At 37.7% G+C, this 15,310-nt stretch carries 15 protein-coding genes; 8 read left to right on the plus strand and 7 right to left on the minus strand.

Features of this window, described 5'->3' with window-relative positions:
* Nucleotides 1–47: 47 nt before the first annotated feature.
* Nucleotides 48–1,160 (plus strand): radical SAM/CxCxxxxC motif protein YfkAB, encoded by a 1,113-nt coding sequence (gene yfkAB, locus AC6BKE_RS21040; protein ID WP_036123554.1) that lies wholly within the window; start codon nt 48–50, stop codon nt 1,158–1,160.
* A 436-nt stretch (nt 1,161–1,596) separates the two neighbouring features.
* Here the strand turns inward: yfkAB and AC6BKE_RS21045 are convergent, their stop codons facing one another.
* Both AC6BKE_RS21045 and AC6BKE_RS21050 read right to left on the minus strand, forming a co-directional pair.
* Nucleotides 1,597–2,589, minus strand: coding sequence for an LLM class flavin-dependent oxidoreductase (locus AC6BKE_RS21045; protein ID WP_036123551.1), 993 nt, complete (start codon nt 2,587–2,589; stop codon nt 1,597–1,599).
* Nucleotides 2,590–2,664: 75 nt separating this feature from the next.
* Nucleotides 2,665–3,090: a hypothetical protein gene (locus AC6BKE_RS21050; RefSeq protein WP_141903696.1), complete on the minus strand. Its 426-nt coding sequence runs from the start codon at nt 3,088–3,090 to the stop codon at nt 2,665–2,667.
* Between the two features lie 215 nt (nt 3,091–3,305).
* Between AC6BKE_RS21050 and AC6BKE_RS21055 the strand changes: the two genes are divergently transcribed.
* The 5 genes from AC6BKE_RS21055 to AC6BKE_RS21075 all read left to right on the plus strand — a co-directional run bounded on the left by AC6BKE_RS21055 (nt 3,306) and on the right by AC6BKE_RS21075 (nt 8,367).
* Nucleotides 3,306–4,073: a sulfite exporter TauE/SafE family protein gene (locus AC6BKE_RS21055; protein ID WP_499857934.1), complete on the plus strand. Its 768-nt coding sequence runs from the start codon at nt 3,306–3,308 to the stop codon at nt 4,071–4,073.
* A 153-nt stretch (nt 4,074–4,226) separates the two neighbouring features.
* Entirely contained in the window at nt 4,227–4,745 is a 519-nt protein-coding gene (gene sigV / locus AC6BKE_RS21060) for an RNA polymerase sigma factor SigV (RefSeq protein WP_036123541.1), read from the plus strand.
* Complete coding sequence (gene rsiV, locus AC6BKE_RS21065) at nt 4,738–5,628, plus strand: anti-sigma-V factor RsiV (RefSeq protein WP_036123538.1); 891 nt, start codon at nt 4,738–4,740, stop codon at nt 5,626–5,628. The genes sigV and rsiV overlap by 8 nt, the downstream gene beginning before the upstream one ends.
* A 148-nt stretch (nt 5,629–5,776) precedes the next feature.
* On the plus strand, nt 5,777–6,901 hold the full coding sequence (locus AC6BKE_RS21070) for an endospore germination permease (RefSeq protein WP_036123536.1): 1,125 nt from the start codon (nt 5,777–5,779) through the stop codon (nt 6,899–6,901).
* A complete protein-coding gene (locus AC6BKE_RS21075) occupies nt 6,901–8,367 on the plus strand; it encodes a spore germination protein (RefSeq protein WP_499857936.1) in 1,467 nt (488 codons plus the stop codon). Before AC6BKE_RS21070 ends, AC6BKE_RS21075 begins: the two co-directional genes overlap by 1 nt.
* 55 nt (nt 8,368–8,422) lie before the next feature.
* Here AC6BKE_RS21075 and AC6BKE_RS21080 read toward each other — a convergent pair whose 3' ends face one another.
* The 3 genes from AC6BKE_RS21080 to AC6BKE_RS21090 form a co-directional block, all read right to left on the minus strand.
* Nucleotides 8,423–8,842: an SRPBCC family protein gene (locus AC6BKE_RS21080; RefSeq protein WP_036123529.1), complete on the minus strand. Its 420-nt coding sequence runs from the start codon at nt 8,840–8,842 to the stop codon at nt 8,423–8,425.
* Nucleotides 8,843–9,080: 238 nt separating this feature from the next.
* Nucleotides 9,081–9,305: a PepSY domain-containing protein gene (locus AC6BKE_RS21085; protein WP_036123527.1), complete on the minus strand. Its 225-nt coding sequence runs from the start codon at nt 9,303–9,305 to the stop codon at nt 9,081–9,083.
* Nucleotides 9,306–9,426: 121 nt separating this feature from the next.
* Nucleotides 9,427–11,187, minus strand: coding sequence for an ABC transporter ATP-binding protein (locus AC6BKE_RS21090; RefSeq protein ID WP_271910157.1), 1,761 nt, complete (start codon nt 11,185–11,187; stop codon nt 9,427–9,429).
* Nucleotides 11,188–11,603: 416 nt separating this feature from the next.
* On the opposite strand from AC6BKE_RS21090, the gene AC6BKE_RS21095 reads away from it, so the two are divergent.
* Both AC6BKE_RS21095 and AC6BKE_RS21100 read left to right on the plus strand, forming a co-directional pair.
* The gene (locus AC6BKE_RS21095; protein WP_036123522.1) at nt 11,604–12,365 is read left to right on the plus strand and encodes a TerC family protein; all 762 of its coding nucleotides are present in this window, start codon (nt 11,604–11,606) and stop codon (nt 12,363–12,365) included.
* Between the two features lie 201 nt (nt 12,366–12,566).
* Entirely contained in the window at nt 12,567–13,076 is a 510-nt protein-coding gene (locus tag AC6BKE_RS21100; protein ID WP_036123519.1) for a ferritin, read from the plus strand.
* Between the two features lie 180 nt (nt 13,077–13,256).
* On the opposite strand, the gene AC6BKE_RS21105 is transcribed toward AC6BKE_RS21100, so the two are convergent.
* Complete coding sequence (locus AC6BKE_RS21105; protein WP_058844550.1) at nt 13,257–14,438, minus strand: iron-containing alcohol dehydrogenase; 1,182 nt, start codon at nt 14,436–14,438, stop codon at nt 13,257–13,259.
* A 17-nt stretch (nt 14,439–14,455) separates the two neighbouring features.
* The gene (ahlS, locus tag AC6BKE_RS21110; protein WP_371327981.1) at nt 14,456–15,301 is read right to left on the minus strand and encodes an AhlS family quorum-quenching N-acyl homoserine lactonase; all 846 of its coding nucleotides are present in this window, start codon (nt 15,299–15,301) and stop codon (nt 14,456–14,458) included.
* Nucleotides 15,302–15,310 lie beyond the last annotated feature (9 nt).

Raw genomic sequence — 15,310 nt, forward strand, 5'->3', positions numbered from 1 at the left:
CGATGAATATGAGACAATAGAATGCTAGAAAGGAAGATGTACGAAAGATGACGACCTTACAAAAAATAACACCTGTCTTTGATCCATGGGAAGCGTATTTAGATGTGGAACAGCATGGACAAATGACACTATCAAATATTGAATTTACAACTACTAATCTTTGCAACATGCGCTGCGCTCACTGTGCAGTAGGCTATACATTACAAAATAAAGACCCTGAGGCACTACCTATAAACTTAATTTTACAGCGCTTAGACGAGATACCTCATTTAAAAACACTCAGCATTACAGGTGGAGAACCGATGATGAGTAAAAAGTCTGTTCAAAACTATGTATTGCCGCTTTTAAAATACGCACACGAACGAGGCGTACGCACACAAATCAACTCCAACTTAACATTAGAGCCAGCTCGTTATGTATTGATTGCCCCTTATCTAGATGTCCTTCATATTTCTCATAACTGGGGAACGATTGATGAATTTGTAGAAACCGGCTTTGCCATGATGGAGCGCAAACCAACTTATGACCAACGTGCAGCTTTATTCCAACGCATGATTGATAATGCTAAAATGCTAGCTGAGCATGGTGTTATGGTATCTGCTGAAACGATGTTAAATAAAAAAACATTGCCTTATTTAGAGCATATCCATCATCAAATCATTGAGGAAATGAAGTGTGCGAGACATGAGGTACACCCAATGTACCCATCAGACTTCGCAAGTGCACTTAGTTCTTTATCATTAGAAGAAACGCGTGAAGCCATTCACCATCTACTTGATATTCGTGATGAAAATACATGGATGCTATTTGGCACACTCCCATTCTACCCTTGCAGTAGGAATGAAGAGGATCAAAAGTTGCTGCACCGTCTGCGCACAGCGAAGAATGTCACAATGCGAAATGACCCAGACGGTCGTTCTCGATTAAACATCAATATTTTCACAGGCGATGTGATCGTTACAGATTTTGGTGATACACCAGCACTTGGCAATATTGTGCATGACGAGCTACCAGCCATTTTTGATAAATGGATGACAACTGACTTAGCAAAATCACTCAACTGCCACTGTCCAGCAGTCAAATGCTTAGGGCCAAATGTTCTTGTGAAAAATATGTATTATCAAGATGCCGCATTTGTGAGTGGCTCTGCTCGCGTATAAATGTTTTCCAGTAAGTAACTTTAAATAGATAACCTCCATATTGACCAAAGTTTGATCCAAGAAGAGTTTCACTAAATTGCTTATTTACTTAATTTATATTTTTTATAATTTGTTCAACAAGGTATAAAAAATAATGAATGGTCTATACTATTAAAGATTTCACTTCAAATCCAATGACTGGGAGGGTTAACCCGATGAGTGCGATTGATCGATAACTCAGAAGGACCATCAAAGCTGAGTAAAGTACAGTTTTCTTAGGAATATCTTAAGATCCTATACGGAAGCGAGGCAGTGTGTCATGGAGAAAAAAATGTAGTGGTAATCAGACCCGGAAATTTATTTCCGGGTTTTTCTATGTTGTGTGCAAGCCAATGGTCAATAAAAAATCACCTCGACGACTACATACACGAGGTGATTTTATCAAGCTTTATTCGTTCTATATTAATTCCTTTGCCAGGAATTTGTAGGTATTCAAACGACTTTCTAGTTCATATTGATTACAATTCAGCATGACTTCATCGAAACCATACTTCTCTTGCTCAGCGATTAAAAATGCAGCAATGTCTTTTGGTGTCCCAACAAGATTCGCCTTACGGTTATTGTCAATTGTCATTTTATCCATTTCCGACAACGGATAATCCTTTGCTTCTTCTGGTGACATCGTTTGAATGATTTGCCCCTTCATCAGTTGAAGACGAGAGATATCAATTGGTTTTGCCAAATATTCCGCTTCTTCTAAAGTTGGTGCAACCGTTGCTGCATATGTCACAATAATTTGTGGCTTTTCCATATAATAAGAAGGCGTAAAATAGGATTTATAGGCATCAAAAATATCCTTCGACATATTGCCAGTGAAGAATTGTGCATATGAATAGCCTACTCCAAGCTGTCCAGCCTGCATAGCACTTTGTCCACTCGATCCTAGTAACCAAGCCTCTGGTAATGAAATATGAGCAGGGGCTGCGATGACTTGATCATAGACATGCTCACCTGTTTTTTGATTATTCATCAGCTTTAAAACGATTTCGAGCTTATCATACTGTTCCGTGAAGCGTTGACGTCTTCCCTCTGCTAATGCATAAATAGCGGCATGGTCGCCACCTGGCGCTCTACCCACACCAAAATCAATCCGATTCGGTGCTAAACCAGATAATGTCTTAAATACCTCTGCTAGCTTATAAGGCGAATAATGCATCATCATAACGCCACCTGTGCCAATGCGAAGACGTTTTGTTTTCGCGGCTAAAAAAGCGGCAGTCACTTCAGGAGCTGAACTTGCTAGTGACTGACTATTGTGATGTTCAGCTAGCCACATACGATGATAGCCAAGTTCTTCACCTAGTAGTGCCAGTTGTTCTGTACGTTGGAAGGCTTCCTCTGCAGAATGACCTTTTGGAATGGGCATTTGATCTAACATACTTAATCTCATTTAAAACATCCTCTCTGTCTCTAAGCTCCCCCTTTTACTGTAATACAGTTTGGATGATTTACAAAATAAAAAACCTTACTCATAAGCTAGTTGTTTCTTTTCCCATGTTTGATAGACCATGCCGACTAGCTTTTGTTGTTGCTGCTGGTTCAATACTACATCTTTAAATTTCATCGCCTGAAGTGAGAATTGCTGCGTTTGTTCGTTGACAACAAATTGTAAGATAGCATGTCCTTTTACACCTTGAAACGTAATATCACCCGATAATTCAACAACCTGCTCCCCTGTTTTTGCTTGATAATAACGCCAGTACGGTTCAAAAAAAGCATAATTAAACGCATTTCGAACTGTGACATCTGAAAAATTCTCCAAATAGCCTTCTTTTACGGTATCAATATAATCATGGTCTGTTATATCTTTTTTTGCATTAAAGACATATCCTACAAGCACTCCCATAAAAACCACACAGAGAAATACGCGTAGATGATTCCCTAAACTCATGTCATCACGTCCCCTTTACGTAAAAACACCATCATTTACATAATACATCAAAATAATGACTTCAAGTAGAAATTATTTGAACAATGTAGCAATTACATTCATTTTCTATAAAACCTCTCCATGTACTTAAGCCCAAAAATAATCGATAGTATATTTACAGCTTATCTTCAGTTCGCTACTATCAGATTATTATGATAGAAAAGAGATGACCTGTTGTGCCTTTTGAATTAGATGTAAATATTTTAATGATCTTACTTCTTTTTGGTTTTTTAGCAGCATTTATTGATTCAGTGGTGGGAGGCGGTGGCCTTATTTCTTTACCAGCTCTTATGTTTGTTGGTCTTCCACCCTCTGCTGCAGTAGCAACAAATAAATTAGCAGGTACGATGGGATCACTGACTAGCACAGTGACATTTTATCGCTCTGGCAAGCTAGATATTAAAGCCGTCTATAAGTTATTCCCCTTTGTCTTTTTCGGCTCTATGTTAGGTGCTTGGATTGTCCACTTAATGGACCCCAGTGTTCTCAAGCCACTAATGCTGATAATGCTTGCAGTAGTGGCTATTTACACCATTTTCAAAAAGGACTGGGGAAGTATATCGAGCTATAAAACATTAACACCAAAACGTTATCTCATTTTTGTTATGGTGATCACACTAGTTGGATTTTATGATGGCTTTTTAGGTCCTGGAACAGGCTCATTTTTACTTTTTGCTTTTCTTATGGTTGGTTTTGACTTTTTACAATCAGCAGGAAATGCAAAATTTTTAAATTTTGGCAGTAATATAGCTGCCCTTCTTATGTTTATATACTTAGGACAAATAAATTATGCTTATGGTCTACCGATGGGACTTGCACAAATTGCAGGTGCTATTGTTGGCTCTAAATTTGCGATTAAACGCGGCAGTGGCTATGTACGTAAATTATTTATCGTTGTGACCATTCTATTACTCTTGAAAAATACATATGACTATTTTTCATAATCAGCATTATGCTTATGTATGCCGATACTATTGAAGGATAAAACTTATCTCAATCGAGGTAAGTTTTTTTCTTGGATTAAACTTTTTCCCTCTACTCGCACGTCTAGATAGTGTATACAATTTGACAATGTTAAAAAAGGAGCTTCTTTGGACATGAAAACAAGAAATGCATTTCAACATGAAGAGGTGTTTGTCCAATTCATTCGTGAACAAAAAGAGCGTTTTTATATGCTCGCGTATAGCTATACAAAAAATGAACAGGACGCACTAGATGTTGTACAGGACAGTATCCAAAAAGCCATGCTCTCATTAGATCGACTTGAAAATGTGACCTATATGAAAAGCTGGTTTTACAAAATAGTTGTCCGTACGGCCATTGATTTTTTGCGTAAGCATAAACGCTTACAAGTAACAGATGATGATACATTACAATATTTAACGCCAGCTCAAGAGGATGTTTATGAGAATGTAGACTTGGAGCATGCGTTGGATGAGCTCCCACAAATGTATCGTGAGGTTGTCATTCTCCATTATTTTGAGGATTTAAAGCTCGCTGACGTAGCGAACATCCTTGATATTAAGTTGAGTACAGCCAAATCGCGTCTTTATAAAGCGTTAAAACTATTGAAAATACAATTGGAAGATGTGAAGGGAGAAACTGCACATGGATAAAAAATTACAAAAATTAGAAAAACAATATATGGAGGTTCCTATTCCAAAGGAGCTAGACTTTGTGGTTGAAAGTGCACTAAAACAAGGTCGAAAAAAGAAAAAAAATCGCACACCACAATGGCTACTTGGATCAGCGGCTGCGGCTATGCTGTTTACAGCTAGTTTAAATGTTAGCCCTGCAATGGCACGAACACTTTCTGAAATACCTGTTGTTGGTAGTGTGGTGAAAGTATTAACTTGGACTGAATATGAGGTGGCAGAAGATAATTATGATGCCAACATTCAAGTTCCTTCCATTGAAAATTTAGAGAATCAAGAGCTTGCCAATGCTTTAAATGAAAAATATCGTGCAGAGGGGAAAGCCCTTTATGATAATTTTATTGCTGAGGTTGGAGATTTAAAAGCTAGTGGTGGTGGACATTTAGGTGTTGATAGCGGCTTTGAAATCAAAACAGATAATGACCAAATTTTATCGATTGGCCGTTATGTGGTGAATACGGTTGCTTCCTCTTCAACGGTCATGCAATACGATACAATCGACAAGCAAAATGAAATTTTAATTACACTACCAATGCTCTTTAAAGATCAACAATATGTTGAGACAATTAGTGAAAATATTAAGGAACAAATGCGTACACAAATTGCAGAATCTAATCAAGAAAAAATTTACTGGGTGAAAGGCGCAGGCCTTCCAGATGAAGAATTAATGGAAGCATTTACAACCATTAAACCAGATCAACCATTCTATATTTCAGATCAAGGGAAACTAGTGATTTCCTTCGATAAATACGAAGTAGCACCAGGCTATATGGGAGTTGTAGAATTTGAAATCCCAACAGATGTGCTAAAAGGAGATCTAGTTAGTACGAAATATATTCACTAATTGAGCTTACTATTCATAGGACGAGGTATTTGACGATTGAATCATCAAATACCTCGTTTTTTCATGAGGTCATGCCATTTTTTGCTTATAAAAATGACTTTTTTTGTCTAAGCTAGTATGTATCAATCAATGTTAGAGGGTTTTCATCATGAAAGGTGTAGGATCAATCAGTATTTTACATGTCATCTTCCTATCTATGACTGTTATTGGCTTAAAAAATCATGTAACGATTATTCCCCCGCTGTTAGATGTAGCCAAAAGAGATGGTTGGCTATCGGTTTTACTTGCTGGAGGAGTCATTTTCTTTTGGCTATTTCTATTAGTATATATTCAATCGAAGTCTAAACAGGAACCCATTCGAGACTGGTTAAACGAAAAAATCGGAAACATTGGCTCTTCTATTGTCATTTATACAATTGTCATTTTTATAATGATTATTACAGCTTTTACGATGGTTGAAACCTTGCAATGGGTTAACACAACATTTTTACCGCAAACGCCCGTTATCATCCTATTATTTATCTATACCATTTTGTGTATTCTTCTGGTGACGACGAGCTTGCAGACAATTGTGATTTTAAATGTCTTTGTGTTATTCGGAGTTGTGGTGTTTGGCTTTTTTGTTGCCTTTACCAACCTACAAGTAAAAGACTATGATTTATTACGACCGTTTTTTGAACATGGTTTCCAGCCCGTTTTTCGAGGCATGATTTTCCCAGCATCAGGGTTCATAGAGCTTTTAATGCTACTATTTTTACAACATCAATTTAAAGAACGAATTCGGTGGTATCACTTTGTCATTATGCTATCGATCTTAGTGGGACTCACATTAGGGCCATTAATTGGAGCCATTACCGAATTTGGACCAAGTGAAGCGGCTAAACAACGCTATCCTGCCTATGAAGAATGGGGTTTAGTGACAATCGGGCGCTATATTGAACATCTAGACTTTTTCTCTATTTACCAATGGCTAACAGGGACCTTTATTCGCGTTAGCTTCCTTTTGTATATCGTGGCAGATTTATTAAAAATGACCGGCAATCCGAAGCGAATATGGCAAATGCTTGCTCCTCCCTTCTTTATACTTTGCTTGCCACTCATTATGTTAAATGAAAATTTATTTTTAAAGGTAAAAGGAAATTATATCCTAACTTCTACGTTTATCTTTTTCTTTGCCCTGTCAATTTTTTTCGTAATCGTAGCTTTCTTGTCGGATAAATCTTCTAAAAAGGGGAAAACTGAAAAACAAGACATGAAAAGTGGTGAATCGTAATGCCTCAGCACGAGCAGGCGCTAGATCTTAGTACGCTCAGAAAATTATTTCAAAAATCGGCAGATATTCAATTTCAAGAATACACCTTTAATCAGCAAAAAGTACATTTCATTACATGTGATGCGATGATTGATCAACAAATGCTCAATGAAGTGATTATTGAACGTATTCAATATTTATTTGACCATTTGGATGAGGTCCCCCTTGAAGAGAATATTGCTAGGCATCTTCATATTCCGAGTATTCAAAAAATGGAAGACAAGGAACAGCTAATTACATTTGTTTATAGTGGTTTCCTGTTGCTGTATTTTGATGAAGATAATCTTTTATATGCTAGTAATATTGCGCATAAACCTAATCGTCAACCTGAAGAAACGCGCATGGAGGTTCTTGTTAAAGGACCGAGGGATAATTTCATTGAAGATATTCGCGTCAATATCGCACTGTTACGAAAACGATTGCCAACCAATTCCTTTTGTGTAGAAAAAATGGAGCTTGGGAAACGTTCAAAAACAACGGTTGCTATACTTTATTTTGATGATATTGTGGATATGGATATTTTACATGGGATTAAAAAGCAGCTAGCAGCCGTAGATACAGATATTGTATTTAGTGGTGATTTATTGATGGAACGGGTCAATAAAAATTCTAAGCTTTTTCCAAAGTTTGATTACACAGGGCGACCTGATTATGCCGTTCAAGCCTTAGCAAGAGGTCGATTTATAATTTTTGTTGATGGTGTTGCCTATGCTGTCGTTACACCAGTCAATCTGTTTTTATTACTTAAATCGGCTGAGGATAATGAATATCCTATTATCTTCAGTTCCCTCGAACGATTATTAAGGATATCAGGTATTTTAATCGGCTTACTACTGCCTGCATTTTGGCTAGCTTTAACGACCTATCATCAAAATCAATTACCGTTACAGCTACTCGCAACCGTTGTGCAGGCTAAATCGGGCTTACCGCTCCCCTCTTCGCTTGAAATGCTCTTGATGTTGCTAATGTTTGAATTGTTTCGTGAGGCAGGCTTACGTCTACCCTCTGTTATTGGTGGGACCATCAGTGTGGTAGGCGGATTAATTATCGGAGATGCTGCCATTCGAGCAGGGGTAACAAGTCCTGAAATGATTGTTGTGATTGCTATTTCTACTATTGCCTCTTTTACATTGGTCAATCAATCGCTTGTTACATCCGTTAGTATTTTAAGGATTGCCTTTATTTTTGCCAGTGCCTTTTTTGGACTGTTTGGCTTCTTTGTTTCATTATATTTAACACTCCTTTACCAATGTAATATTCGCATTTATGGCTACTCCTACATGAATCTGGCAACAGATTTAAATTGGGCTACCATTAAAAAATCCATCTTTCGTTTATCACCTAAGGGTTATACAGAGCGTAACAAAGCACTTGCTCCTCAGGATTATACACGAACATCAAAAGGTCACGAAAACAAAGAGTCCTAAAAACAAAGCAAATAGCATCCCTTCAAAAATGGTAGGGATGCTATTCTTTGTACACTCAAATAGTTTGTGCCCTTTCTTTGATACTGTCTAGCACGCTTTCCCAATGACGTTTCATTTCTTCTCGTACAGTCTGATCAGAAAGATGCTCTTGATGAAAGCTAATCGTCGTTTTATGTCGTTCTTTAGGTAGAATACGGATTTGTACAGTGGATGGTCTTGACCACGCTTCTTTTTGCCACGTAAGTCGAAGCTGCTCTAATGGTTTAACAATCCTGATTTCCCCTGTCCCTGTCCTTGAATGGTATTTATGCCCAGCTTCAAAAATAATCGTAGTACCTTCTCCTAACCAGGAATGTACTCCTTCTGCCGTCGTAATAAGCGCCCATGCTTGCTCCTGTGAAATTGGAAATGTCCTTCTAACCCCTACTTGAAAGCCTACACTTTTTGTTTGACCAATGATTTGTTGGTTATCCATTACTTCACCTCATCTATTTCATCATTTTTACTAGTGATTGTTCTATTCGATTTTTTTGCGTATTATTCCTTTCACCATTCAAAAATTTTGCTAACCTATCTAATCCCGCTTCAACATTACTAATTATTTCTATACTAAGTGTGCTTTTAATCAACGAGCTGAGGCCTTTTCATGATCAATAAAAAAACCCAAGCTCAAAATCATTTGAGTACTTGAGCTATGCTTATTAAAACAAGAATTAGTCGTAATCATTCTCTTCTTCTATTTTTCGAATGACACCTGTCTTTGCATTTACTTCAACTTCATAAATCTTATTTTGAGCAGTCAAAATAAATATTTCATAGACCAAAGTCCCGTTTTCCATATCCATGCCATAATGTATGATTTGACCTGGTACTCTTTGTACAGCAATTTGCATGGCTTGTTGAAGAGATATCCTTTGATTATTTGATGGCATAACCATTCAATCATCCTCCCCTTGTTACATAAACCTATACTATGCATGTATGTGTTTTTATGACAATGCTTGAGAATATGTGTCAAATAGAAAAGGGAGATTGTTTTAAAACAATCTCCCCATTTCTCTACGTTAGTTCAACAAAATCTTGTTGTTTGTTTTGTTCCGATTGTCCCTTACGAAATTGAATATGATGAAGCTTCGCAAAAAGTCCATTTTGAGCCACTAGCTCATCATATGTACCATCTTCTTCAATACCGTTCGATGTCACAACTAGCACGCGGTCTGCATTCCGAATAGTTGCCAATCGGTGAGCAATAACTAATGTTGTGCGATTTTCAGCTAGCTCTGTTAACGATTGCTGGATAATCATTTCTGTTTCTGTATCTAATGCAGAAGTTGCCTCGTCTAAAATTAAGATCGGTGGGTTTTTCAGGAACATACGAGCAATTGCTAATCGTTGCTTTTGACCCCCTGATAATTTCAAGCCACGTTCACCAATTTGCGTGTCGTAGCCATCTGGCAGCTCTGCAATAAATGATTGTAAATGGGCCTTTTTCGCTGCCTCTCGAATTTCTGCTTCACTTGCGTCTAATTTTCCGTAGGCAATGTTTTCACGAATCGTCCCTGTAAATAAAAAGACATCCTGCTGTACGATACCAATTTGAGCACGTAATGAAGCCTGCGTCATATTGCGAATATCAATACCATCTATCGTAATAGCACCTTCTGTCACCTCGTAAAATCGAGGAATTAACGAACAAATCGTTGTTTTACCCGCACCTGATTGTCCAACAAAGGCAATGGTTTGTCCAGCTTTTACATCAAATGATAGATCACGTAAAACCTGTTTCGATGCATCATAATTAAAATGAACATTGTTGAATGCGATATCACCTGCTAAGTGCTTGATAACCTTGGCATCCTCACGATCTTGAATTTCTGGCTCCTGCTCAATTAATTCACGGAAGCGCTTAAAGCCAGCCATCCCTTTAGGATAAAGCTCTAATAATGCACTAATTTTATCAATTGGTTTAATCAAAACATTCGTATATAAGACAAAGCTTACTAGTTCACCGTAAGAAAGCTTTCCATTAAAGCTTAACCAAGCACCGACAACAAGTACCACTAATGTTAAAAGGCGTGTCATCATGTAGATACTGGAGTGTGTTCCTGCCATTATTTTATAGGCATATAATTTTGCCGCACGGAAAAATCCATTCTGTTCTTTAAATCGGCTAATTTCAAAAGCTTCATTAGTAAAGGATTTTACGACGCGCACACCGGATACACTGTCCTCCACACGTCCATTGACATCAGCAATTTTTCCGTACATCGTTTTCCATGCATTATTCATTTTGACATTACTAAAGGTCACTAGCCATGTTAAAAACGGCACCATAATCACTGCAATCAAAGCGAGCGTTGGGTTCACATTAAACATAATAGCAAAGGCCCCAATAAAGGTCATAATCGCTATAAATAAATCCTCTGGCCCGTGATGAGCAAACTCCCCTATATCAAATAAATCGTTAGTAATACGACTCATAATATGACCTGTTTTTGTATTATCAAAGAAACGGAATGATTGTCTTTGTACATGTGTAAATAATTCCTGTCGCATATCTGTTTCAATATTAATGCCAAGTTTATGGCCTAAATAGTTGACGATAAAGTTCAAAAAAGTACTAATGGCATATACAAGCAGCAATAACACACTCACTTTTACAATCATGCCCCAATCCCCTGATGGCAACAGTTCATCGATAAACCACTGTACAGCTAACGGAAAGGCAAGCTCTAAAATGGCTACAATAATAGCACTCGAAAAATCGATGACAAACAATCGTTTATGTGGCTTGTAATAGGAAAAAAATTTTCTATACATGTTTGTCTCCTTTCTAAGTTGTAAAAATTTCGCCTATCTTTTAATAGTACCATTTGTGCAATGGTAACGGAAAAGTATTTTTTCCCCATAGCAGTATATTTTTATTTACTTTCATTTTGTCACATGCTATTATAAAAGTAAGAATTGAATAGCTTTTGACTTTATTGTCAAAGGGGAGTAGCTAGCAGATGCGATCGATGCATCTGATTTCACATTCGTCATTACATGGTATCTTACCATCGGGTGTGTTGGCATTTTTTGTCACACAGAATTTATTCTGTGGAATGAACAGTTAATTGCTTAGCAAGACCTTTGCCTGTTTTTTAGGCAGAGGTCTTTTTCTTTTGCTTAAAATAGGGAAAGAATAAGTTAGCAAGCCATTCATTTCTGTTCAACAATTAAAGGAGGAAATACATTTGGAGGCAATTATTTTAGAATACGCATGGGTACTTGTCGTATTAATCGTACTAGAAGGTTTGTTAGCTGCTGACAATGCTGTCGTAATGGCTGTTATGGTTAAGCATTTACCAAAAGCTCAACAACAAAAAGCTTTATTATATGGATTAGTTGGGGCATTTATTTTCCGCTTTGCCGCACTATTCCTTATTACAACACTCGTTAATTTCTGGCAAATTCAGGCAATTGGTGCTGCTTATTTATTGTTTATGTCAATAAAGCATATTTATGATTCCCGGAAAGCCTCGCAAAACTCCGAGGAAGTACAAGAGCCTAAAAAGAAATCTGGCTTCTGGATGACGGTTGTAAAAGTAGAGCTTGCTGATATTGCATTCGCAGTAGACTCTATTTTAGCAGCGGTAGCGATTGCTGTCACACTACCACATATCGGTGATTTTGATATCGGTGGCATTAATGCAGGTCAGTTTGCTGTTATGTTCTTAGGTGGTATTATTGGTGTGATCATGATGCGTTTCGCAGCTCGTTGGTTTGTGAAAGTTCTTGATAAATTCCCATCGCTTGAAACAGCTGCCTTTCTAATTGTTGGTTGGGTTGGTGTGAAACTAGCTGTGTTAACACTGGCACATGAGAAATTAGGCGTGATTCCACATGAATTCCCGCACTCGACTATTTGGAAAGCAATTTTCTGGATTGTTTTAGTTGCTATCGCACTTGGTGGCTACTTAATCGGTGTCAAAAACCAAAAGAAACAAGAACAATAAGACAAAAAACATCGCTTCGATTCATGTCGAGGCGATGTTTTCGTATTTCCTTCAAAGGAAAACGTACAAATTTTCTAATTGAGAACTAATATCAATTAACTTTTGCACAATTTGCCTCGAAAATTAAATTTTTTGTATGTAACCCCCTTTACACTGTATACTAGTAAAGAAGTCATTTACTGCAAAAGGAGGAAAACTTTTATGTTATCTGAAAAATTACACACAGCTCTTAACGAACAAATGAATTTTGAATTTTACTCTGCCCATGCTTATATGGCAATGGCAGCCTATTGCACAGACCAAGATTATGATGGCTTCGCTAACTTCTTTTTAGTCCAAGCCGAAGAAGAACGCTTCCATGCCATGAAATTTTATAATTTCTTAAGTGATATGGGCTATCGTGCAACAATACAAGGCTTTGAAAGCCCAGGTAATCATTTTGATTCGATTTTAGACGCCTTTAAAACAGCTCTATCGCACGAAAAAGAAGTAACACGACGCATTTACAATTTATCAGACATTGCTTTAGATGAACGTGAGCATGCGACTATGGCATTCTTAAAATGGTTTATCGATGAGCAGGTAGAGGAAGAATCAACATTCGATACATTAATCCGCAAAATTGAGCGTATTGAAAATGACTCCAATGCTATCTTTATGCTAGATGCAGAATTAGCTTCGCGTACATTTACACCTGATGCTGAAGCATAAAACATAGTTTTTTTTTAAATCATGAATCATTAGCTAAGAAATGACAAAAGCTACGAAGTTTCATCATAGAAGCTTCGTAGCTTAATTTTTGTACTACAGCTAATTCTGTAGGTGATCGTAATAAAAATCATAATCTGCATAAAAAAGAAACGTCAAAAATCAACGTTTCTCTTTTCTTAATTATGATTGTTTAGGCTCTCGAACTTCTCCATCAAATGCAGCTCGATAAATAGCATAGATATCTTCTCGTTCTAGTAGCATCGGGCTTCGTGCTAAAATTCTTGTTTGTTTCGTTGCATCATCCGTTAATTGTTCTAAGGCTTGTTCTGGTATATTAAATCCTTTTAATGTGGAAGGAATATTAACATCTTGAACGAGTTTTTGTAATGCGTCGACGCATTTATAGGAAGCCTCTTCTTGCGATAAATAGGCAGATGCTATACCCATTGCATCTAAAATATCTTTCAGACGTTTTTCACAGCTTTGACGAATATAGCCCATAACATATGGCAATAGCACTGCATTGGAATCACCATGTGCAATATGGAATTGGCCGCCAAGTGGATAGGCTAACGCATGGACACCAGCTACACCAGCATTGAAGAATGCCAAGCCTGCTAAATAGCTGCCATAGCTCATATCTGTTCGAGCCTGCTTATCTTGCCCCTCATGGACAGCCGTTCGAATCGAATGACTAATTAATCGAATAGCTTGCAGGGCAAGGGCATCTGTTACCTCGTTCGCATTCACTGATACATAAGCTTCAATGGCATGTGTGAGGGCATCCACACCTGTAGCAGCCGTTACCTTTGGTGGTAAAGAAATCGTTAAAGCTGGATCTACAATTGCTACATCTGCTAATAAATAATCATGTGTTACGACATCCTTCGTTGTGTCGAGTGATAGCACAGAGATATTCGTTACCTCTGAGCCTGTCCCAGAAGTAGTTGGAATTAAGATTTTGGGCAGCCCTTTATTGTCCAATGTTTTTGTCCCTGTTAGGTTTAAATAATCTGCGACTTGTCCCTCATGTGTTGCTAATACAGCAGCGAGCTTTGCTAAGTCTAATGCACTTCCCCCACCTACACCAATGACTAAATCGAACTGATGATTTCGAGTAAAATCTACAAGTTTTTCGCCAATGGCAAGCGGTGGCTCTGGTGCAATTTCCGTATAAATAGTGGTTGTATACCCCTTTTCAATTAAAGGTTTTTCAACATGATCTGTTAACCCTATTTCTTTTAATAATGGATCTGTCACAATCAAAATATTGCGCGCGTTCAATTTCTCTACCTCTATCAGGAGCTGACTTAAGCTTCCCCAGCCGGTATAGCTTGTAGGTGTAAAGGTTAATTTATGCATGGCTTCTCTACTCCTATCTATTCATAATAACCTTCTGTTGATTTTCTAAATGATTTAAATTGGACAGGATCATGGCCAAACCATACTTGTGAATTCGTTTCATTTGCTAATCTTCGAATCCGTTCAACCGTCGCATTATAGCCTACAGAGTCATAGATAATGCCTGGTGGCTTAACGGGAGGACCAAAGCTTTCAGCCGTATAAATAGCATCCGAGGCTAAAATGATGCCTCCTGTATCGGGCATCTGTATATGCAAACCGAGCATACCCCAAGCATGGCCACTACCAAAATTCAATACTTGGATTCCTTCTGCTAGCTTCACTTGATCCTCGCCACGCTTAATTAGGCGCCATTGTAGATTGTTTTTAATCCACATATCAATGTCACCCCAAACATACGCACCGTCTTTGACGTTTCGTGCATAGGTTTGTAATGTACCGTTAAATTCGTCTTCTTGCACAATAATTGTTGCATTTGTGAACAATTCTAAGCAGCCTGCATGGTCGAGATGCAAATGGGATGCGACAACATATTTGATGTCCTCTGGACGAACGTTTAATTCTTCTAAGCGATGATGCAAATAGCATTCTTCTGGCATATTAATAGGAAATGCCTTTTGCGTAAATTCACCCCAACGGCCATCTGGCCCCATAGAATTTGGATTACACGCTGTATCAAAGAGAATTTTACCCTCTGGATGGTCAATCAGCACTGTATAAACAGGGAATTCCACAAATTCATTTGGTTGGTTTGGATGATCGATCGTTGCTGGATTATGCATGGCAATCATATAGTTTTTATCCATTCGCATCGTACCATTGTCCATTACATACAATTTTGGGTGTTGTTTGATCATTTTCATGTTTCCCAT

The organism is Lysinibacillus sp. COL-1 (assembly GCF_059814265.1).